The sequence below is a fragment of the Rhodococcus sp. NPDC060086 genome, assembly GCF_042730275.1.
Lineage (GTDB): Bacteria > Actinomycetota > Actinomycetes > Mycobacteriales > Mycobacteriaceae > Rhodococcus.
The window spans coordinates 13,193-33,132 of the sequence record NZ_JBHWWZ010000010.1; the positions used below are offsets into that span (position 1 = coordinate 13,193).

General features: G+C 65.0%; 19 protein-coding genes. 14 read left to right on the forward strand and 5 right to left on the reverse strand.

The features are described 5' to 3' along the window. The gene (locus ACFWB0_RS08560; protein ID WP_378490009.1) at nucleotides 1–483 is read left to right on the forward strand and encodes a hypothetical protein; all 483 of its coding nucleotides are present in this window, start codon (nucleotides 1–3) and stop codon (nucleotides 481–483) included. A gap of 64 nt (nucleotides 484–547) precedes the next feature. Here the strand turns inward: ACFWB0_RS08560 and ACFWB0_RS08565 are convergent, their stop codons facing one another. From ACFWB0_RS08565 to ACFWB0_RS08575, 3 genes are all read right to left on the reverse strand, one after another. After that, complete coding sequence (locus ACFWB0_RS08565; protein ID WP_378490010.1) at nucleotides 548–808, reverse strand: Txe/YoeB family addiction module toxin; 261 nt, start codon at nucleotides 806–808, stop codon at nucleotides 548–550. Nucleotides 809–810: 2 nt separating this feature from the next. After that, on the reverse strand, nucleotides 811–1,071 hold the full coding sequence (locus ACFWB0_RS08570) for a type II toxin-antitoxin system Phd/YefM family antitoxin (RefSeq protein WP_378490011.1): 261 nt from the start codon (nucleotides 1,069–1,071) through the stop codon (nucleotides 811–813). 122 nt (nucleotides 1,072–1,193) lie between these two features. Continuing rightward, nucleotides 1,194–2,120 carry an AraC family transcriptional regulator gene (locus ACFWB0_RS08575; RefSeq protein WP_378490012.1) on the reverse strand — a complete coding sequence of 309 codons (927 nt, stop codon included), beginning with the start codon at nucleotides 2,118–2,120 and terminating at the stop codon, nucleotides 1,194–1,196. A 162-nt stretch (nucleotides 2,121–2,282) separates the two neighbouring features. Here ACFWB0_RS08575 and ACFWB0_RS08580 point away from each other — a divergent pair, with 162 nt between their 5' ends. From ACFWB0_RS08580 to ACFWB0_RS08630, 11 genes are all read left to right on the forward strand, one after another. Beyond that, nucleotides 2,283–3,494: a cytochrome P450 gene (locus ACFWB0_RS08580; protein ID WP_378490013.1), complete on the forward strand. Its 1,212-nt coding sequence runs from the start codon at nucleotides 2,283–2,285 to the stop codon at nucleotides 3,492–3,494. Between the two features lies 1 nt (nucleotide 3,495). After that, a complete protein-coding gene (locus ACFWB0_RS08585; protein WP_378490014.1) occupies nucleotides 3,496–4,488 on the forward strand; it encodes a 2Fe-2S iron-sulfur cluster-binding protein in 993 nt (330 codons plus the stop codon). A 313-nt stretch (nucleotides 4,489–4,801) separates the two neighbouring features. After that, entirely contained in the window at nucleotides 4,802–6,181 is a 1,380-nt protein-coding gene (gene benA, locus ACFWB0_RS08590; RefSeq protein ID WP_378490015.1) for a benzoate 1,2-dioxygenase large subunit, read from the forward strand. Between the two features lie 14 nt (nucleotides 6,182–6,195). Next, a complete protein-coding gene (gene benB, locus ACFWB0_RS08595) occupies nucleotides 6,196–6,699 on the forward strand; it encodes a benzoate 1,2-dioxygenase small subunit (RefSeq protein ID WP_378490016.1) in 504 nt (167 codons plus the stop codon). A gap of 33 nt (nucleotides 6,700–6,732) precedes the next feature. Then, nucleotides 6,733–8,352, forward strand: coding sequence for a benzoate 1,2-dioxygenase electron transfer component BenC (gene benC / locus ACFWB0_RS08600; RefSeq protein ID WP_378490017.1), 1,620 nt, complete (start codon nucleotides 6,733–6,735; stop codon nucleotides 8,350–8,352). Further along, a complete protein-coding gene (locus ACFWB0_RS08605; RefSeq protein WP_378490018.1) occupies nucleotides 8,349–9,146 on the forward strand; it encodes a 1,6-dihydroxycyclohexa-2,4-diene-1-carboxylate dehydrogenase in 798 nt (265 codons plus the stop codon). The genes benC and ACFWB0_RS08605 overlap by 4 nt, the downstream gene beginning before the upstream one ends. Before the next feature lie 120 nt (nucleotides 9,147–9,266). After that, on the forward strand, nucleotides 9,267–10,610 hold the full coding sequence (locus ACFWB0_RS08610; RefSeq protein WP_378490019.1) for an MFS transporter: 1,344 nt from the start codon (nucleotides 9,267–9,269) through the stop codon (nucleotides 10,608–10,610). An 11-nt stretch (nucleotides 10,611–10,621) separates the two neighbouring features. Then, entirely contained in the window at nucleotides 10,622–13,309 is a 2,688-nt protein-coding gene (locus ACFWB0_RS08615) for an AAA family ATPase (RefSeq protein WP_378490136.1), read from the forward strand. A 12-nt stretch (nucleotides 13,310–13,321) separates the two neighbouring features. After that, nucleotides 13,322–14,584: a benzoate/H(+) symporter BenE family transporter gene (locus tag ACFWB0_RS08620; RefSeq protein WP_378490020.1), complete on the forward strand. Its 1,263-nt coding sequence runs from the start codon at nucleotides 13,322–13,324 to the stop codon at nucleotides 14,582–14,584. Between the two features lie 92 nt (nucleotides 14,585–14,676). After that, entirely contained in the window at nucleotides 14,677–15,195 is a 519-nt protein-coding gene (locus ACFWB0_RS08625; RefSeq protein WP_378490021.1) for a polysaccharide deacetylase family protein, read from the forward strand. Nucleotides 15,196–15,233: 38 nt separating this feature from the next. Next, nucleotides 15,234–16,241: an NAD(P)H-dependent glycerol-3-phosphate dehydrogenase gene (locus ACFWB0_RS08630; RefSeq protein ID WP_378490022.1), complete on the forward strand. Its 1,008-nt coding sequence runs from the start codon at nucleotides 15,234–15,236 to the stop codon at nucleotides 16,239–16,241. A 4-nt stretch (nucleotides 16,242–16,245) separates the two neighbouring features. Here ACFWB0_RS08630 and ACFWB0_RS08635 read toward each other — a convergent pair whose 3' ends face one another. After that, the gene (locus tag ACFWB0_RS08635; RefSeq protein WP_378490023.1) at nucleotides 16,246–17,085 is read right to left on the reverse strand and encodes an arylamine N-acetyltransferase; all 840 of its coding nucleotides are present in this window, start codon (nucleotides 17,083–17,085) and stop codon (nucleotides 16,246–16,248) included. Nucleotides 17,086–17,341: 256 nt separating this feature from the next. Here ACFWB0_RS08635 and ACFWB0_RS08640 point away from each other — a divergent pair, with 256 nt between their 5' ends. Both ACFWB0_RS08640 and ACFWB0_RS08645 read left to right on the forward strand, forming a co-directional pair. Continuing rightward, the gene (locus ACFWB0_RS08640; RefSeq protein WP_378490024.1) at nucleotides 17,342–18,019 is read left to right on the forward strand and encodes a nitroreductase; all 678 of its coding nucleotides are present in this window, start codon (nucleotides 17,342–17,344) and stop codon (nucleotides 18,017–18,019) included. Nucleotides 18,020–18,100: 81 nt separating this feature from the next. Further along, nucleotides 18,101–18,685, forward strand: a complete 585-nt coding sequence (locus ACFWB0_RS08645) for a sigma-70 family RNA polymerase sigma factor (protein ID WP_378490025.1) — start codon at nucleotides 18,101–18,103, stop codon at nucleotides 18,683–18,685. Here the strand turns inward: ACFWB0_RS08645 and ACFWB0_RS08650 are convergent. Beyond that, nucleotides 18,639–19,826, reverse strand: coding sequence for an AAA family ATPase (locus ACFWB0_RS08650; RefSeq protein ID WP_378490026.1), 1,188 nt, complete (start codon nucleotides 19,824–19,826; stop codon nucleotides 18,639–18,641). The two genes, ACFWB0_RS08645 and ACFWB0_RS08650, sit on opposite strands and share 47 nt — an antisense overlap. Nucleotides 19,827–19,940 lie beyond the last annotated feature (114 nt).

The window sequence follows — 19,940 nt, forward strand, 5'->3', positions numbered from 1 at the left end:
ATGTCCGCTGCCTCGAATTCCGTTGCCCCTGCCCCCATCCCGGAGTTCGACGCAGTGATCCTCGGGCGCTCCTTCGCCTCCCAGCGTGCGGCGATCCGCCTGCACGACGATCTGCATCTGTCCGTCTGCGAGTTGATCAGCGCAACCGCGGCCACGTACGACGACATCAACAATCGCTGGGAGATCCACGTCGGACGGTTCGTCATCGCCCGCGCCAAGTTCGTGATCGACGGCGACGGGAAGATCCACCTTCTGGGTCGTGAGGCCACCGATATCGATCCGGCTGCCGTGACGGCACACGGATTCCCCAACCTGTTCCGCCCAGCAGGCACCGATTCCGTCGGCTACACCGTGGCGTGCATCGAGTACATGCGCACACACGGCCACGACTACGTCGAGCGGCGGTTGCGGACACCTGTCGCCGACGACGACTATCCCGAGTTGTCCTTCGACCGCCCGACCCCAGCCATGTGGGTCGGGTAGGAGACAGTATTCATCCCGGACGGAATTCAGTTGCCGTCCGGGATACGTGTTGTTCCACGTGCGGTCAGCGCCCGTAGTGGTAGCGGCACGCCGCGATACGCACTTCGGTGCCGGTGACCTTGTAGACGAGGCGATGCTCGTCGGTGATTCGCCTGGACCAGTATCCGGCGAAGTCGTGCTTCAGCGGCTCCGGTTTACCGATGCCGTCGTTCCCGTGACGCACTATGTCCTGCGCGAGAGAGTTGATGCGCTTCAACACCTTACGGTTCTGACTCTGCCACCAGAGGTAATCCTCCCAGGCGTTGACATCCCACACCAACCGCATCGTCAGTCGTCACTGTCGATCAGCTCGTGCGGCTGACCCTCTCCGGCTTCGAGTCGCTCCATCGCGTCGAGCAGGCGTCGCGCATTTGCCGGTGAACGCATCAGGTAGGCGGTCTCGCGAAGCGACTCGAAATCCGCCAACGACACGATCACCACGGGTTCGTGGCCCGATCGGGTGATCACGATTTCCTCGCGGTCATTCACCACCGAGTCCAGAACTTCGGCGTAACGAGCACGGGACTCGCTGTAACTCATGGTCCTCATGACAACCTCCTGCGTGTACAGAAAATTGTACGTCTTATCGGGCATCGCAGCAATGACCACGACACACCGGCACCGATTCCGCCCAGACGCCCGCGATCGGCTCGAATGGCGCATTCCTGCCATCAGGAGTCGCGCAATGCTTGACTCGGCGTCATCCCGTACCGCTTCTTGAACGCCGCCGCGAATCGGGCGGGACTGCTGAAACCCCACCGGAACGCGACGTCGGTCACCGTGACGCCGGAGCCGCCGGCCGCGAGTTCTGCGTGCGCGCGGTCCAATCTGATGTCGAGCAAGGTGGCGGACGGACTGCTTCCCACATAGTCCGCGAACGTCTCCTGCATGCGCCGCACACTGGTGCCGGCGATCTCTGCCATGTCCGCAGCGGTCCATGGGCGTGACGGGTCGTCGTGCAACGCATCGAGGACCCGCCGGACCATCCCCGGCCTCGGCGCCGGAGCTGTCTCTTCGGACGGGGGAGACACCGCCAGCACGAACGCGGCGGTGACGGCACCCGCAAGCTGCTGCGACACAAGGGGGTTGGTGAGCGTCTCTGCACCTTCGAGCTGATCCGACAACGAGGCAACCAGGCGGCGCCAGTCACCGGCCGCCCCGGTGAGGTCGATCTGGTCGGGCAGCACGAGCCGGGACCGCAGCGGCGCACCCAGAATCCGGTCGGCCTCGCGTTCGAGGTGGTCGCGATCGAATTTGACACCTAATACGGAACACGTTGCATCCCAACGTGTGATCCGATTCGGTGTGTCAGCGCTGAACACCGAGGCCTGACCTGGACCGGAGACGACCGCACCGCCGTCGCCCCTGGATTCGAGAACGCCCGCGAGCGGGATGTTGATCTCGTACGACCCGGGATATTCGCAATCGATGGCGACATCGACACCCCAGGTGATCCTGCCGATCGTCACAGGACCGAAATCCACCGACGACAGCTGCAATTCAGGCCGATCGGTACCGGAGAGAACGGTCAATTCGTGCGGGAAATACACGTCGGCAACCACCCGGGAGGCGTCCTCCCAGTCCTCGAACTCTGCCACCTTCTCACCTCCCGACTCCTGCCCGGCGACATTTCCGCGCGATGCGTATCGACTCCGCGCAATCGGCGTAGAACTCCGAGTGACCTGGATCATATGGTCCTCATCACAGCGTACGGAAGGCCCCGCGAGACAGGGCCCACGACCCATCCCGAGGAGCATCCGATGACGAGCACTCTCTCCTGGATCGACGACATCACCATGACTGAACTCGAACGCAACCCGTACCCGGTCTACGAGCGACTGCGGGCCGAAGCACCCATCGCATTCGTGCCCGTGCTGGGGGCATTCGTCGCGTCGACAACGGAAGCGTGCCGCACGATCGCGAACAGTGACGACTTCGAAGGGATCATCACCCCGGCCGGTGGCCGCACATTCGGGCATCCGGCGATCATCGGTGTCAACGGCGATATCCACGAAGATCTGCGGTCGATGGTCGAGCCGGCGCTGCAGCCGAGCGAAGTCGATCGGTGGGTCGAAGACCTCGTCCGACCGATCGCCCAGCATTACCTCGAGGAGTTCGAAGCGGACGGGAGGGCCGATCTCGTCACCCAGTACTGCGAACCGCTCAGCGTCCGCGCACTCGGCGATCTACTCGGTCTGAAGGACGTCAGCTCCGCCACACTTCGCGAATGGTTCCACAAGCTGTCCGACTCGTTCACGAATGCCGCAGTCGATGCCGACGGCAACTTCACCGACCAGAAACGATTCGACGAGGGTGACGCCGCCAAGGCCGAGATCCAGTCGATCGTCGATCCGCTGATCGACCATTGGATCGAGCATCCGGACGACAGCGCCATCTCGCATTGGCTGCACGACGGCATGCCCGAGGGGAAGACCCGCGACCGCGATTACATCTACCCGACGCTCTACGTGTTCCTCCTCGGCGCCATGCAGGAACCGGGGCATGCCATGTCGTCGACACTGGCCGGCCTGTTCACTCGCCTCGAGCAGTTCGAGGCCGTCGTCGACGAACCCGATCTGATCCCCCGTGCCATCGCCGAGGGAATGCGCTGGACCTCGCCGATCTGGTCGGGAACCGCCCGAATCGCCAAGCGCGACACCGTGGTCTCCGGAACAGAGGTCGCCGAAGGGTCGGTCGTCATCCTCTCCTACGGATCGGCCAACCACGACACCGACACGTTCGAAGCCCCCACCGAGTACGACATGACGCGACCGCCGCTACCCCACCTCGCGTTCGGCACCGGCAACCACGCCTGCGCGGGCATCTACTTCGCGAACCATGTCTGCCGTATCGGGCTCGAAGAACTGCTCGAAACCATCCCCAATCTCGAACGTGACACGAGCGAGGACGTCGAGTTCTGGGGCTGGGGCTTCCGCGGTCCCACCTCGCTGCACGCAACCTGGGAGGTCTGACATGTCGTACACCGTCACTACCGGCGCCACATCGGTCGACTGCGGCCCCGATCAACCCCTTCTGGACGCGTTCCTGCGCAGCGGCGTGTGGATGCCCAACTCGTGCAACCAAGGAACATGCGGCACCTGCAAGATCAAAGTCCGATCCGGATCGGTCGATCACCGGGACTCGCCCGAGAACACGCTCTCGTCGGACGAACGCTCAGCCGGCTTCGCACTGGCCTGCCAGGCCACGCCCTGCAGCGATACCAGGATCGACCCGCCGATCGCAGAGGAGCTCACGTCCACGCACGTGCTACACGACTTCGTTGCCACAGTCTCCGAGGTGCGCGATATCGCCGCAGACACACGACGAGTGCTGCTGACGCTCGACGAACCCCTCACATTTTCCGCGGGGCAGTACGTCGATGTCACCGTGCCGAAGACCTCGACGAAACGCCAGTACTCCCTCGCCAACCCGCCGACGGAACCGAAACTGCTCGAACTGCACGTGCGACGGCAGCCCGGCGGAGTGGCCTCCGAGTGGCTGTTCGGATCGATCGAGGTGGGTGATCGAGTCGACATGACCGGCCCGTACGGCGATTTCACCTTCGACGAGGAGAGCACCGGACCGATGGCGCTACTCGGTGGCGGCACCGGTCTCGCACCACTCAAGGGCATCGTCCGTCATGCGCTCGCGCAGAATCCGGATCGGGAAATCCTGCTGTACCACGGGGTGCGTACCTGCGCCGATGTGTACGACGCCGATTTCTTCCGCGAGGTCGAGAGCAGGCATTCCGGGTTCCGGTATGTCACGTGTGTGAGCCGCGAGAACGGTGGAGACCGGGAAGGGTACGTCACCGACGCTTTCGTGGAGGACGTCGCGTCGGCGAAGGAATTCACCGGATACATCTGCGGATCGGAAAGGTTTGTGGAAGCGTCGGTGAAGTCGTTCAAGCGACGCCGCATGTCGCCTCGGCGGATCCGGCGGGAGAAGTTCACCGCCGCCAAGTAGGCTCCCGCTCGCCGAACGGCCGAATGGCACCTTCATGCGCCTCGAATGTATGAAGGTGACTTTCGGCCGTTCAGGGCTGCCCAGGGCTGTCCAGGGCACTTCGTCCCTCGGGCCTCGGGTCCTAGGTATCACTAGGCAATTGCCCGGTGTGACCGCGAACACAGCCTGTCAGGGTAGTAGTAATGCCGGACACTGCCCGTCCGAACCCCACCGGACACGGCATGTCTCCGAGTCCCGCACGACAGCCCGTCCGGGACTTCCTCGGACAGCAACCCTGTTCGTCCCGGGAACTACGCGACACTGGAGGATCCCCATGACCGACACCGTGGAACACGTGCGCAACAACCTCGAGGGCGCCCTCGTCGAAGACCCCGCAACCGGGCGCTACCAGGTCCGCCGCGACGTCTTCACCGACGAAGAGATCTTCGAGCTCGAGATGAAGCACATCTTCGAGGGCAACTGGGTGTACCTCGCGCACGAGAGTCAGGTGCCGAATGTCGGGGACTACTTCACCACCAACATCGGCCGTCAGCCCGTCGTCATCAGCCGCGACAAGGAAGGCGAACTGCACGCCCTGATCAACGCGTGCAGCCACCGTGGCGCGATGCTGTGCCGCCGTAAGACGGACAACCGCACGACGTTCACATGCCCCTTCCACGGCTGGACGTTCCGTAACAACGGCAAGTTGCTCAAGGTCAAGGACCCGCGCGACGCCGGCTACCCGGAGCAGTTCAACACCGACGGCAGCCACGATCTGACGAAGGTCGCCCGGTTCGAGAGCTACCGCGGGTTCCTGTTCGGTTCGCTCAACCCCGACGTCAAGTCGCTGGAAGAGCACCTGGGCGACACCACGAAGATGATCGACATGCTCGTCGACCAGTCCCCCGAGGGTCTCGAGGTACTGCGCGGATCGTCTACCTACACCTACGACGGCAACTGGAAGCTGCAGGCGGAGAACGGCGCCGACGGCTACCACGTGTCGGCGACCCACTGGAACTACGCCGCCACCACCGCACGCCGCGGCGCCGGTGAGTCCGCCAACGAGACCAAGGCGATGGACGCGGGCACCTGGGGCAAGCAGGGCGGCGGCTACTACTCGTTCGACCACGGACACCTGTTGCTGTGGATGTGGTGGGGCAACCCCGAGGACCGCCCGCTCTACCCGCGCAAGGACGAACTCGCGAAGGAGCACGGCGAGAAGAAGGCCGAGTTCATGGTGGGCGCGTCGCGCAACCTGTGCCTGTACCCGAATGTGTACATCATGGACCAGTTCTCGTCGCAGATCCGGCACCTGCGGCCGATTTCGGTCGACAAGACCGAGGTCACGATCTACTGCATCGCCCCGAAGGGCGAAAGCGCCGAGGCTCGCGCCAACCGCATCCGCCAGTACGAGGACTTCTTCAACGCCACCGGCATGGCGACTCCCGACGACCTCGAAGAGTTCCGATCCTGCCAGAAGACGTACATGGCGACGACCGCACCGTGGAACGACATGAGCCGCGGCGCCACCCACGTGCTCACCGGACCGGATCAGGTCGCGAAAGATCTTGGTATGAAAGATGTCCTGTCCAGCGGCGTGAAAACCGAAGATGAGGGCCTCTACCCGATCCAGCACAGCTACTGGCTCGAGACGATGCGCAAGGCCGTCGACACAGAGCTGGCAGCCGAGTCCGCCAAGACCACCGCGCACTGAGAGGAACCGGAACAATGACTACTGCAACAGAATTGACGCAGACCGACATCGAACAGTTCCTCTACAAGGAAGCGCGGCTGCTCGACGACCGCGAGTTCGAGAAGTGGCTCGAGTGCTACCACCCCGAAGCCGAGTACTGGATGCCTGCCTGGGACGACGACGGGCGGATCACCGAAGATCCACAGTCCGAGATCTCGCTGATCTACTACCCCAACCGGGGCGGGCTGGAAGACCGCGTGTTCCGCATCCGCACCGACCGCTCGTCGTCGACGTCGCTGCCCGAACCGCGCACCGGCCACAACATCACCAACGTCGAGATACTCGAGCGTCGCGGCACCGAGATCGACTTGCGCCACAACTGGTTCTCGCTGTACTTCCGGTACAACACGACGGACACCTACTTCGGTACGACGTTCATCACCCTCGACGTCTCGGGTGATCAGCCGGTGATCAAGAAGAAGAAGATCATCCTGAAGAACGACTACATCCACCACATCGTCGACGTCTACGTCGTCTAGCACCCCCGAATCACGAAAGGAGGCTTGGACACCATGACGTACCAGGTGGCATTGAGCTTCGAGGACGGGGTCACCCGCTTCATCAAGGTCAAGCCGAACGAGACCGTCGCCGATGCGTCGTACAAGGCGCGGATCAACATCCCGCTCGACTGCCGCGACGGCGCGTGCGGCACCTGCAAGGCATTCTGTGAATCCGGCACTTTCGACGGCGGCGACTACATCGAAGACGCGCTGACCGACGAGGAAGCCGAAGAAGGCTACTGCCTGCCGTGTCAGATGATGCCCGAGTCCGATCTGGTCGTGCAGATCGCCAGCACCTCGGAGGTCGCGAAGACCGCGGCCGCTTCGTACACCGCGACGATCACCGAACTGAATCGTTTCTCCGAGAGTGTCGTCGGGTTCACTGTGGAGATCGAGAACCGCGACGACCTGGTGTTTCTGCCCGGGCAGTACGTCAACATCGGGGTGCCCGACAGCGACGACGGCACCGGTAAGCAGGCGACGCGCTCGTACTCGTTCAGCACCGGCCCGCACGACAATTCGCTGGCGTTCCTGGTGAAGATCACCGAGGGCGGTCTGATGTCGGAATACCTGCGCGATCGCGCTCAGGTGGGCGACACCCTCGAGTTCACCGGCCCGTTCGGCAGCTTCTTCCTCCGCGAACGCAAGCGCCCGTCGTTGCTGCTCGCCGGCGGCACCGGGCTCGCTCCGCTGCTGTCGATCCTGTCGAAGGTCCAGAGCGAGGGCACCGACCATCCGGTGCACCTCATCTACGGTGTCACGTTCGATCACGACCTCGTCGAGCTCGAGAAGCTGCAGGAATACACGAAGGCGTTGCCGAACTTCTCGTTCGACTACTGCGTCGCCGACAAGGACTCGTCGGCCCCGAACAAGGGCTACGTGACGGGCCTGTTCGAGCCGCAGCACCTCAACGACGGAGATGTCGACATCTACCTGTGCGGACCTCCGCCGATGGTCGAAGCGGTGCGTAACCACCTGTCGGACAACGACATCACACCGGCAAACTTCTACTTCGAGAAGTTCAACACGTCGGCGACCTCGGGTGGCGCGACCGCACCGGCACCCACAGATGCCGAAAAGGCCGCCGCAGAGAAGGCTGCCTCCGAAACGGGACGGCCCGTCGCGCTCGAGACCCCCGCATCGCCGGGTAATTACGAGATCGGCGAGGAACACCCCCCGCTCGCGGAATCGGACGAGCAGTTCGACGCGCGCATGGCGCTCGAACTCGGCGTCCTCGAACTCACCATCGGCCGGCTCACCCCGGAGCAGCTCGTCGAGTTCCGGATTCTCGCGGAGGCATCCGGCGCATCCGTCGAAGGCGACCACTTCACCGACGCCGCGGCGTTCACCGACACGACCGCCGCGTTCCACGAGTTCCTGTTCCGCTGCTGCACCAACCCGGTACTGCTCGAGGCATACAACCGCCTCGAGGTGACGCAGCTGATGTACCAGGTCTTGCGCGATGCGCACTGGATCGAAGGGCACATCGTGGACGAGCACATGCAGCTCGTCGAGGCGTACGAGAAGAACGACAAGGCCGCGGCCCGCGAGCTGATGATCGCCCACGCAGGCCACGCCAAGGAGACCATGCGTCGGGCGATCGCCGAGGGCGCGACAGCAGGTGCGCGATGAGCGAGGCGAAGATCTTCCCCGGCCGATTCGACGGCAAATGCCTGACGATCACCGGTGCCGCGCAGGGCATCGGCCTCACGGTCGCGACCCGTGTCGCGGCAGAAGGCGGGGAGGTCGTCCTCGTCGACCGTGCCGAGCTCGTCCACGAGGTCGCAGAAACCCTGCGGGCCGATGGCGGCAAGGCCCATTCGGTGACAGCCGACCTCGAGACCTTCGAAGGCGCCGAGGAAGCACTCGCGTTCGCGGTCCGCGAAGCGGGTCGGATCGATGTGCTCATCAATGTGGTCGGTGGAACCATCTGGGCCAAGCCGTACGAGCATTACGCGCCCGACGAGATCGAGAAGGAGATCCGCCGGTCGTTGTTCCCCACTCTGTGGTCGTGCCGCGCGGCGGCTCCGTATCTCATCGGCCAGCAGTCCGGGACGATCGTCAACGTCTCCTCCGTGGCGACCCACGGCGTCAACCGTGTTCCGTATGCGGCGGCGAAGGGCGGCGTCAACGCAATCACCTCGGCACTCGCGCTGGAGCTGTCGCCGTACGGCATCCGCGTGGTGGCCACCGCTCCCGGCGGCACCGTCGCACCGGAGCGGCGGGTCGCGCGCGGGCCTTCCCCACAGTCCGAGCAGGAGAAGGCCTGGTACCAGCAGATCGTGGACCAGACCGTCGACTCCTCGCTGCTCAAGCGGTACGGCTCGCTCGACGAACAAGCCGCGGCGATCACCTTCCTGGCCTCCGACGAGGCCTCGTACATCACCGGATCGGTCCTTCCCGTTGCCGGAGGCGACCAAGGCTGACAGCCGGAACATTCCGACCGTCCCAACATCGCCGGGCCTCACCAGTGGGCCTTCCCTGCTGGTGAGGCCCCTTTTTTGCCCGAGAACATTTGTGACCCCTCACACAAACCGGAGCCCGCCATGACCCAAACCACACAGACCTGGGCCAGTCCACAGCACAAGCGAAGCGTCATCTGGATTGTCGCTCTCGCCACCCTCGCGATCATCTTCGACGGCTACGACCTCGTCGTGTACGGAACCGTCCTCCCGACCCTGATGGCCGACCCCACCCAACTCGGAGAGATCTCGGCTCAGCAGGGCGGTGCGCTCGGCTCCTACGCCCTCATCGGCGTCATGGTCGGCGCCCTCGTCACCGGCGCATTCGGCGACCGCGTCGGCCGCCGCCGGATGATGCTCATCAACATCGTGTGGTTCTCGGTCGGTATGGGCGCCGCAGCCTTCTCCACCAGCATCGCGACGTTCGGTGGTCTGCGCTTCTTCACCGGTATCGGTGTCGGCGGCCTCGTCGCCACCGCGGGTGCCGTCGTCGCGGAGTTCGCCCCGCCCGGCAAGCGCAACCTGTTCAACGCCATCGTCTACAGCGGTGTCCCCGCCGGCGGTGTGCTCGCCTCGCTGCTCGCGATCCTTCTCCGTGACGCCATCGGATGGCGCGGCCTCTTCCTCATCGGTGCCCTGCCGCTGGTGATCCTGCTTCCGATCGCGCTGGTCAAACTCCCCGAATCCCCGGCGTGGCTGGTGTCCCGCGGCCGCCTCGACAAGGCACAGACCATCTGCGATAAATTCGGTTTCCCGATGCCGACGGCTGCACCTACAGCTCCGACCGAGAAGATCGGCTTCCCTGCGCTCGCCACCAGGAAGTACGCACTCGGCACCGGCCTGCTGGGCATGATGAGCTTCGCCGGCCTACTCCTGACCTACGGCCTGAACACCTGGCTGCCGAAGATCATGGCCGACGCCGGCTACAACGCCGACGGATCGCTCGCATTCCTGCTCGTCCTCAACGGCGGTGCGATCGTCGGCGGTCTGATCGCCTCGAAGATCGCCGATGGCCGTGGTCCGCAATCCGTCATCGTGACCACCTTCTTCCTCGCCGCAGTCGCACTGGTGATGCTCACCCTCGGGTTCCCGCTGCCCGTGCTCCTCACCGCCGTCGCGATCGCCGGTGTCGGCACGATCGGCACCCAGGTGCTCGTGTACGGGTTCGTGTCCAACTACTACGACACTCCCGCTCGCGCAGCAGGTGTCGCATGGTGCGCCGGATTCGGCCGGCTCGGCGGCATCGTCGGCCCGATCATCGGCGGCCTGCTGATCGGCGCGGGTTTCGCAAACAACGTGAACTTCTACATCTTCGCGGTGATCGCCCTCGCAGGTGGGCTCGTCACGCTCTTCGTTCCCCGTCCGCTGCAGCACAACAGGCGGATCGACCTTCCGGCCGCTCCTAGCGGTACTACCGTGGATGCGTGACGGACAATTCGATGCTGGTCGGACGTGAACACGAGCTCTCTCAGCTCGATCGACTCCTCGACGGGGCGCGAGCCGGATCTTCCGCGCTCGCCCTCGTCGAGGGGCCGCCGGGCATCGGAAAAAGCTCACTCGTACGCGGTTTCACCGATCGCCACCGAGATCTGTCAGTACGCAGCGCCTCCGGTGCGACATGGGAATCAGGCCATCCCTGGGGTGTGCTCGAACAACTGATGCAGGCATCGGTGACAGGCGACGATGCCATCGACGCTGCACACACCTTCCTCGAGTCCGTCCACACGCCCACGATCATCGTCGTCGACGACGCACACTGGTCGGACACCGAATCCCTCCAGGCACTCTCGTCGATGATCAGGCGCGCACACCGGCATTCGATCCTGATGTTGTGGATCGTTCCGGATGTGTTTCCGGAGGGGGTCGTCGACGCCACCGTGCACATCCTGTCGTCGCACCGCGCCGATACCGTCTACGTGGGTGCGCTCGCCTCCGCCGACATCGCACAACTCGCACTGCTCCGTGTCGGAGTGGATCTGTCACCGTGGACCGCGCAGCGCCTGCGCGATCACACCCTCGGGAATCCGCGGGCCATCCTCCAATTGCTGGACGAGATTCCCCGCATCCAGTGGCAACGGTGGCAAGCCCGCTTCCCGGCACCGCAACAACACGCCACCACGGTCCGTCGAGCACTGATGGGCTGCACGGCCGAAACACGGTCCCTCGTCGAGGCAGCTGCAATCCTCGGCAGCGGGACACCGCTCGCTCCGGCCGCAGATCTCGCCGACATCGACGACCCCACACCACTACTCGACGAGGCCGGCGGCGCAGACCTGCTCATGATGCGCGAATATCGAGGAGTCGTCACCCTGTCGTTTCCCGATCCGATGACGGCTGCCGCGATCACCGACGACATCGGGCCTGCGCGCTGGCGCGAACTGCACCTGCGCGCAGCGGCCATCGTCGACGATGAGGGTGAAGCCCTGTTCCACCTGGTGTCGGCGACACCTACTGCCGACCGCACTCTCGCCGATCGACTCGATCAGTATGCGCGCCAACGTGCGAGGGACGGCGCGTGGTCGCAGGCGGCCGAGGGTCTCATCACAGCGAGTCGTATCACGCCCGAACGCGAACTTCGCACGTCGAGGCTGATCCGCGGGGTCGACGCACTCACCGGCGCTGCGGACCTCCCCCAGGCCCAGACCTTCATTCCCGAGATCGAAAGCGTCCCGGGTGGACCGAGGCGCAACGCGGTGCTCGGCTATCTGGCCATCCAGCGAGGACGCGCGGCCGAAGCCCACGATCTCCTGACCGAGGCATGGGACATGTTGGAGGATCCGGCATCCGACCCCGAACAGGCCGCGATGATCGCTCACCGGATGGTGCTCCACTCCCTGGCCCGGATGCGCGGTGGGGACCTCGTATGGTGGGCCGACCGCGCGTCGGAACTCGTACCGGAGAACACACCGGCGTCGGTGGAAGCACTGGCGATCCGTGGCCTCGGCTTGGGCATGACCGGGCAGATCGTCGAAGCGCGTGAGTCCTACGCCGCGCTGTCGGACCAGACTCGTCTCGGCGCACAAAGCCAACGAATCCGCATGGCGGAGGGGTGGCTTGCGCTCGCACTCGACGAACCCGACCGCGCCCGCACAGAATTGGAGGCCGCCGAACCCACAACCTTTCGCGGCGGGTCGTTACGGATCTCACTGTGGGCGCAAGCGTGGCTCGCGCGCACTCAGTTCACACTCGGGGCATGGAGTGACGCGATCAGGACTGTCGACCGTGCTGCGGCACAGTTGGATTCGACCGGCCTTGACCTCCTTCGGCCCCTCGTGCACTGGACCGGAGCTCAGGTCCAGGCGTTGCGCGGAAACTGGCCCGCCGCCGTCGAGCATCTGCGTCGCGGCAGGTCGGGCCCCAACGACTACTCGATCATGCTGGTGCCGTCCTGCATTGCAGCAGCACAGTGCGCAGAGGTTGCGGCCGACTACGAAGGTGTGCTGCGCCAACTGCAACCCCTCGTTGCGCTGCAGCACCGGGAGGCGGTCGACGAACCCGGCTTCTGGCCCTGGGCAGACCTGCACGGCAACGCTCTGGTCATGACGGGTCGCGTGGACGAAGCCGATGCCTTCCTCGTGCCCCACGAGGAGCGCGCCGCCGACCGGCAACACCGTTCGGCTCAGGCACGACTCGGATACGTCCGCGGACGCATCCACGGCTCGCGCGGCGACATCGATTCCGCGCGCGAGAGTTTCGAATCCGCGCTCGACAAGATCGCCACACTGCCGACGCCGTACGAGCGTGCGCGTATCAACTTCGCCTACGGGCAGACGCTCCGTCGAGCCGGCCGGAGGCGCGACGCCGACGCCGTGATCCGTAGCGCCCGCGAATTGTATTCCACGCTCGGCGCAACCTCGTACGTCGAACGCTGCGACCGCGAACTCAAGGCCGGCGGGCTGAAAGCAGGCGACAACGACTCCCCCCGCGGGAAGGCACACGTGTCGACGCTGACCCCTCAGGAACGCGCCGTCGCGACCCTGGTCGCATCGGGCCACACCAACAAGGAAGTGGCCGGGGAGTTGTTCCTGTCGGTGAAGACAGTCCAGTACCACCTGACCCGCGTCTACGCGAAGTTCGGCATCCGCTCACGCAGCGAACTCGCCGCCCGCTTCCGGCAAGAAGAATAAGGAGACAACCCGGTGACTGCCGTCGACGAAGCCACGCATCCCGATACGGATCTGTTCGAGCGACCGTCTCGGCCGTGGATCCGACCGTCGGAAGTGTTGCGCGACTTCGGACCCAAGTACGCATCGAACGGCCTCATCGGTCTGATCTTCTCGTGCACAGGCCCGGTTGCGGTCATTCTCGCCGCCGGCGCCGCCGGCGGACTGTCGCAGGCAGAGTTGGCGTCGTGGATCTTCGGGGTCTTCGTTCTCAACGGCATCCTCACGATCGCGATGAGCCTGGCCTACCGGCAGCCGCTGGGATTCTTCTGGACCATCCCCGGCACGATTCTCGTCGGTGGCGCCCTCACTCATCTGAGCTGGGCCGAGGTGGTCGGAGCCTTCTTCGTCACGGCCGCGTTGATCACCGTGCTGGGTGTAACGGGCCTCGTCCGCCGCGTCATGGAGGCGCTTCCCATGCCCATCGTCATGGCGATGGTCGCGGGTGTCTTCCTGTCGTTCGGCACGAACCTGGTGAAGGCACTGGGCTCCGATTTCGCGATCGCCGTGCCGATGATCGTGGTGTTCCTGCTACTCAGCGCCGTGGGTGCGCTCGGCCGGTGGATGCCACCGATTCTGGGTGCTCTCTTCGCAGGCGCCATCGCGGTCGCGTTCTCGGGCCGGTTCGAACCCGAACCCGGTAGCGGAAACGTCCTCGCCGCACCGGTGTTCACCGCACCGGTGTTCACCTGGTCGGCGATCGTCGAACTGGTTCTGCCCCTCGCGATCACCGTCATCGTGGTGCAGAACGGGCAGGGCGTCGCGGTGCTGCGGTCGGCCGGTCACAACCCTCCGATCAACATCTCCACGATCATGTGCGGACTGTGGTCGTTCCCCGCCGCGTGCGTCGGAGCGGTGTCGACGTGCCTGACAGGACCGACCAACGCGCTGTTGACCGCGTCGGGTGAGCGGTCCCGCCAGTACACCGCGGCGTTGGCATGCGGCGGGCTGGCGATCGTCTTCGGTCTGTTCGCGCCGTTGTTCGTGCGGTGGATGATCGCGGCACCCGCGTCGTTCGTGGCGGTGCTCGGTGGTCTGGCGATGCTCAAGGCCCTACAGGGCGCGTTCGTCGCAGGGTTCGGCCGCCGCTACACGATGGGCGCGCTCATCGCGTTCATCGTCACCGCGTCCGACGTGATGTTCTTCAACATCGGTGCAGCCTTCTGGGGGATCGTCGGCGGCGTGGCAGTGTCGTGGCTGCTCGAGCGCCAGGATTGGACCGATCCCCACGCCGCGTAGCGAATCGGGCTCTGGCACCATGCCCGCATGACACCGCGCGCACGAGTCAAGACGCCGATGTACCGGCCACCTTCTATGTGACGGGCCGTGAGATGACCGAGCAGCCGGAGTTGGGTCATGCGATCGTCGAGTCCGGTCATGAACTCGGCAATCACACCGAGACGCATCGCAGGATGGTATTCGTCGGAGGCGACACCGTCGCACAGGAGATCGAGAGCACCGACACCGCGATCCGCGCTGCCGGCTACGACGGAGAGATCACCTTCCGGCCTCCCTACGGGAAGAAACTCCTCGCGCTTCCCCGATATCTCGACTCGCACGACCGCACCACGGTGATGTGGGACGTCGAACCGGACTCGGCCTCGTCCGATACCGACGAGATCGTCCGCATCGCCCTGGACGAGACGCGTCCCGGCTCGATGATCCTGCTGCACGTGATGTATCCGTCGCGGGCGTCGTCGCTCGAGGCGATCCCCGGGATCGTCGACGGCCTGCGCGCCGCAGGGATACCGGTTCGTGACGGTGTCGGAACTACTCGGCCGGTGACAACACGCCGATGTTTGTCCGACACGGAGTCCGGCAATCATCCCGCACCTCGATACGGCAGGTGAGAGTCTGTTCTGAACATCACTGACGAAGGGATCACCCCATGGCACGCCCGGTTCGCGTCGTCGTACTCGGCTCAGGATCGTGGGGCACCACGGTCGCGGGACTCGCTGCGCGCAACACCCCGACCCTGCTGTGGGCACGTAATCCCGACACGGCTGCCGAGATCAACGAAACCCGCCGCAACAGCCGATATCTCGGCGACCGTGAGCTTCCGGAGGGGCTACGCGCAACGTCGGACATCGCTGAGGCCGCGCAGGAAGCCGACGTGCTGGTGGTGGGCGTGCCGTCGCACGCGGTCCGCACGGCGCTCGAGCAGATCGCCGATCGGCTACGCGCCTGGGTTCCGATCCTGTCGCTGGCGAAAGGTCTCGAACCAGGCACCCGATTGCGGCCTACCCAGGTGGTGGCGGAGTGCCTGCCCGGCCACCCCGTCGGTTTGTTGTCGGGACCGAACATCGCCGGCGAGATCGCCGACGGCATGGCGGCGGCGTCGGTGGTGGCGATCCAGGACGATTCGGTGGCGACTGCGTTGCAGCCGCTGTTCGCATCGAAAGTGTTTCGCGTGTACCGCAACACCGATGTGCTCGGATGCGAGCTCGGTGGCATCCTCAAGAACATCGTCGCGATCGCTGCGGGCATGGCCGAAGGTCTCAGGGTGGGCGACAACACGCGGGCGATGGTCCTCACCCGAGGGCTTGCCGAGATGACACGGCTCGGGGAGGCGATGGGCGCCGACCCGCGTACGTTCGCGGGTCTGACCGGGATCGGAGATCTGATCGCCACGTGCACGAGCCCAGCGTCGCGGAACCGGCGGGTGGGTGAGGCGCTGGCACGCGGCTTGACCCTCGACGAGGCACTCACAGAGCTCGGTCAGGTCGCCGAGGGCGTCAAGACCGCACCGACGGTGATGGAACTCGCGCGCGAGTACAACGTCGAGATGCCCATCGCAGCCGAGGTCGAGGCCGTGGTCGCGGGCCGTCGTTCGCCCGCCGAAGCGTATCGCGGGCTGCGCAGGGTTGCGGCCGGGCACGAACAGGACATCGTCTGACGTTTCACCCGTTCTTCCGCAGCCGTGTCACCACGGTGGTCAGCGCGTCGACCTCCTCCTCATCCAGCAGGATTCCGAGCTCGAGGACGGTGTCGACGACTTCGGCGACCGACAGTTCTGTGTGCTCGGTTTCCCTGCCCGGGGCTCGGACCGTGCGCGCGCTCTCGGTAAGTGTCACGTGGGCGTACGGCATGTGTCGCATCACCATGAGGTGATTCACGAACGGCGAATTCTCCTCACGCGACGTGACGAAATGCCCGGCCCTGACGTCGGCGGGATGCACCGGACTCTCGTCGGCGTAGTGCTCGGCCTTGCCGCCACGGTTGAGTGCCCAGACGGTGTTGCCCTGATCGGTGAGTTCTCGCATCCCGAACTCGCGATCTCCCTCGACGCGGACGGCACCGTCCTTCAACGCGATCGGCCCGGTGATGCTGAATCCAAATCCCGGGTCGCACAGCCATCTATCACCGGCAATCGTCACGATCACCGTCATGTGCGTGCGGGCGTTGCTCAGGGCGTGGACGCGGCCCAGTGACCGACGTACCGAGAACCCGAGGTGTTCGAGCGCCGCCGCGAAGATCTGCGAGTGCTCGAAGCAGTATCCGCCCCGACGTCGTCGAATCAGTTGGTTCTGGACGACGTCCGGCGCGACACCGGGGTGGGCACCCAGCAACACGTCGACGTTCCCGAAGGGAAAAGTACGAACGTGTTTCCCGTGTAGCTCCTCGAGTAGTTCGAGTGTCGGTTCGGCGGGGTGGACATCGACAGCGCTCAGATAAGCAGGGATGTCGAAGAGGTCCGTACGCCACGATTCCCCGAGAAGCGGCTGATCGGTCGTTCCCATTCCTGCAGTCTCACACGCCGGTGAGGCGACCGGTGTGGAGCATGACGATCAGCGGATTATCTCCATCTCTCGGAAAGCCACTAGAACGATGTAGAGAACACAATCCTGCTCGAATCGAGTCCCGTGCACCGTCGCGATATACGCATCGGGCGAACGTGGGCCGACGATGATCCGAAGGTCGGTGGCACGTCGGTGACGGACGTGGTGCACGCCCCTGAACGATCGCTAACTCCTGACCTGTGTCATTGTGATCTGCATGACCAGCAATGCAGAGATGTTGTCGACCCTCCTCGACTCCCGCTACAGCTGCCGCGGCTTCCTGGACAAGCAGGTTCCGCGCGAGGACATCGAACGCATGCTGCAGATGGGGCAGCGCACTGCGTCGTGGTGCAACTCCCAGCCGTGGCGTGTGCACCTGATCAGCGGAGATGCAATCGAACGCCTTCGTGAGGCACTCCACGCGCAAGCCTCGTCCGGCGAACTCGACCCCGACATCCCGGGACCGGTCGAATACCGGGGCGAGTACGCAGAACGTCGTCGTGGCGCCGGATATGCGCTGTACAACGCGCTCGGCATCGCCCGCGACGACTACGCGCGCCGCACCGAGCAGATGCTCGAGAACTACCGATTCTTCGGCGCACCGCACGTCGCCATCATCACCACCGACAAGGCACTCGGGGTGTACGGCGCGGTCGACTGCGGCGGCTACGTCTCGACCCTGTTGCTCGCCGCCCAATCTCTCGGGATCGCGGCTGTCCCGCAGGCCGCTGTACCGATGGCCGGGACCGCGTTGCGGCGCGAGTTGAACATCGGCGACGACCGCGACGTCGTCTGCGCCATCGCATTCGGCTACGCCGACGGCGCACATCCGGCCAACACCTGCCGCACCGATCGGGCATCACTCGACGCCACCGTGGAGTGGGTGGACGAATAACCCACCCGAGGGTCGGTAGTGCGCGGCCACTCCGCGGCGGAAGGTGGTGTGACATCCACACCACCCGAGAGGACCACCGCCATGGCCGACAAAGACACCGAACTCCTGCTCCGCCACTGGGTGCCGCGCGCCGTCGCCGGTGAACCGCACGCGATCGGCACCGTGGTGAGCTGTGTACGCCCGCACGTCCTGCAGTTCTGCACCGCACGCATGGACGAGCAGACCCGGGCGCACACACCCGCCGAGGACGTCGCACAGGAAACCTGTCTGGCCCTGGTCCGCGCGCTCCCCCGATACGACGATCGAGGTGGGTCGGTGCTGCGGTTCGCGTTCGCGATCGCGGCGAACAAGGTCGTCGATGCGCGGCGCAACGCCGTACGTCCAGTGGCGTCGGTCCACGAGATACACGAACCTGCACCCGACGAGGACATTCTCGACAGCGAACTCGCCTCAGCTGCACGCCGTTTCGTCGAACTTTTGCCAGAACAGCAGCGGCAGATCGTGATTCTACGGATCTTCCGCGGCTACAGCACCGAACGCACCGCGCTCATGCTCGGCACCACACCCGGCGCCGTGCGGGTGGCACAACACCGCGCATTGACGCGGCTACGTGCGCAGCTCAGTCTGTTTGAGCACGAAGGTACTTCCCGAAGTGCGGCACGGTGAATCCGATGGATCCACGTTCGGCCGAGTAGATCAGACCCTTCTTGATGAGGCCGTCGCGTGCCGGCGACAGCGACGCCGGTTTACGGCCGAGTTCCACCGCGATCTTCGCGGTGGGAACCGGGCCGTCGTCGCCGGAGAGTTCGGCCATCGCGCGCATGTATTCACGTTCGGCCGGAGTGGCCCGCTCGTAACGGGATCCGAAGAACCCGACGGCGAGTTCCTCTTCCGCGTCGGGCGCACCGACCCGCACGTCGTCGGGGGTGATCGGACTCGACGCGGCGACGTCCCACGTGGCCTTTCCGTATGCCTGCACGAAATACGGGTATCCGTCGGCCATTTCGTACAGCACGTCGAGTGCTTCCCGCGTGAACTCGACCTCTTCGCGTTCTGCGGGCGCTATCAGGGCATGGTCGGCGGCGGCGCGGTCGAGACGGTCGATGCGGTGGTAGGTGAACAGCCGCTCGGAGTACGACTTGGACGCCGACAACACGGCGGGCAGGTGCGGCAGTCCCGCGCCGACGACGATCAGCGGCGCGGCGTCCTGGCTCAGTTCGTGGCACGCGCCGCAGATGGCGGAGACGTCGTCGGGATGGAGGTCCTGCATTTCGTCGATGAACAGGGCGATGCCGACACCCACGTCGCGGGCGAGACCGGCGGCGTCGACGAGCAGTTCGACGAGGTCGATCTCGATGTCGCCGGAGTCGGCGCGACCCTTGACGGCCGGGGCGTCGATGCCGGGCTGCCAGCGTTCACGCATGCCCTTGTCCGCGGTGGCGCGCAGCGCGAACGACTTGAGTACGCCGAGGAAGTAGTCGACGGATTCCGGATCGGGATGTGCCGCGGCGATCTCGCGGACCGCCATGTGGAGTGCAGACGACAAGGGCCGGCGCAGGCCTTGATCGGGGCGGGCTTCTATCTTGCCGGTGCCCCAGCTCTTGGCGATCGCAAGGGAACGCAGGTGGTTGAGCAGCACGGTCTTGCCGACCCCTCGGAGGCCGGTAAGTACGACGCTGCGTTCGGGCCTTCCCCGCGCGATGCGTTCGAGCACCACGTCGAAGGCCGTGAGCTGCTTCTCGCGGCCTGCGAGTTCGGGTGGGCGCTGCCCCGCGCCGGGGGCGTACGGGTTGCGGACCGGGTCCATCGGTCGATGGTAACGACGATGTCAGGGGATTCTGAGTTCCTCTAGCGCGTGTCGTAGAGACACGAATGCAACAGTATGCATTATCTACTTTGACATTCATTTTCATTACTGGCT

What these genes read in the sequence shown, in the direction of transcription:
- ACFWB0_RS08560 (WP_378490009.1), top strand. Translation starts at nt 1, where the DNA reads ATGTCCGCTGCCTCGAATTCCGTTGCCCCTGCCCCCATCCCGGAGTTC.
- ACFWB0_RS08565 (WP_378490010.1), bottom strand. Translation starts at nt 808, where the DNA reads ATGCGGTTGGTGTGGGATGTCAACGCCTGGGAGGATTACCTCTGGTGG.
- ACFWB0_RS08570 (WP_378490011.1), bottom strand. Translation starts at nt 1,071, where the DNA reads ATGAGGACCATGAGTTACAGCGAGTCCCGTGCTCGTTACGCCGAAGTT.
- ACFWB0_RS08580 (WP_378490013.1), top strand. Translation starts at nt 2,283, where the DNA reads ATGACGAGCACTCTCTCCTGGATCGACGACATCACCATGACTGAACTC.
- ACFWB0_RS08585 (WP_378490014.1), top strand. Translation starts at nt 3,496, where the DNA reads ATGTCGTACACCGTCACTACCGGCGCCACATCGGTCGACTGCGGCCCC.
- benA (WP_378490015.1), top strand. Translation starts at nt 4,802, where the DNA reads ATGACCGACACCGTGGAACACGTGCGCAACAACCTCGAGGGCGCCCTC.
- benB (WP_378490016.1), top strand. Translation starts at nt 6,196, where the DNA reads ATGACTACTGCAACAGAATTGACGCAGACCGACATCGAACAGTTCCTC.
- benC (WP_378490017.1), top strand. Translation starts at nt 6,733, where the DNA reads ATGACGTACCAGGTGGCATTGAGCTTCGAGGACGGGGTCACCCGCTTC.
- ACFWB0_RS08605 (WP_378490018.1), top strand. Translation starts at nt 8,349, where the DNA reads ATGAGCGAGGCGAAGATCTTCCCCGGCCGATTCGACGGCAAATGCCTG.
- ACFWB0_RS08610 (WP_378490019.1), top strand. Translation starts at nt 9,267, where the DNA reads ATGACCCAAACCACACAGACCTGGGCCAGTCCACAGCACAAGCGAAGC.
- ACFWB0_RS08615 (WP_378490136.1), top strand. Translation starts at nt 10,622, where the DNA reads ATGCTGGTCGGACGTGAACACGAGCTCTCTCAGCTCGATCGACTCCTC.
- ACFWB0_RS08625 (WP_378490021.1), top strand. Translation starts at nt 14,677, where the DNA reads ATGACCGAGCAGCCGGAGTTGGGTCATGCGATCGTCGAGTCCGGTCAT.
- ACFWB0_RS08630 (WP_378490022.1), top strand. Translation starts at nt 15,234, where the DNA reads ATGGCACGCCCGGTTCGCGTCGTCGTACTCGGCTCAGGATCGTGGGGC.
- ACFWB0_RS08635 (WP_378490023.1), bottom strand. Translation starts at nt 17,085, where the DNA reads ATGGGAACGACCGATCAGCCGCTTCTCGGGGAATCGTGGCGTACGGAC.
- ACFWB0_RS08640 (WP_378490024.1), top strand. Translation starts at nt 17,342, where the DNA reads ATGACCAGCAATGCAGAGATGTTGTCGACCCTCCTCGACTCCCGCTAC.
- ACFWB0_RS08645 (WP_378490025.1), top strand. Translation starts at nt 18,101, where the DNA reads ATGGCCGACAAAGACACCGAACTCCTGCTCCGCCACTGGGTGCCGCGC.
- ACFWB0_RS08650 (WP_378490026.1), bottom strand. Translation starts at nt 19,826, where the DNA reads ATGGACCCGGTCCGCAACCCGTACGCCCCCGGCGCGGGGCAGCGCCCA.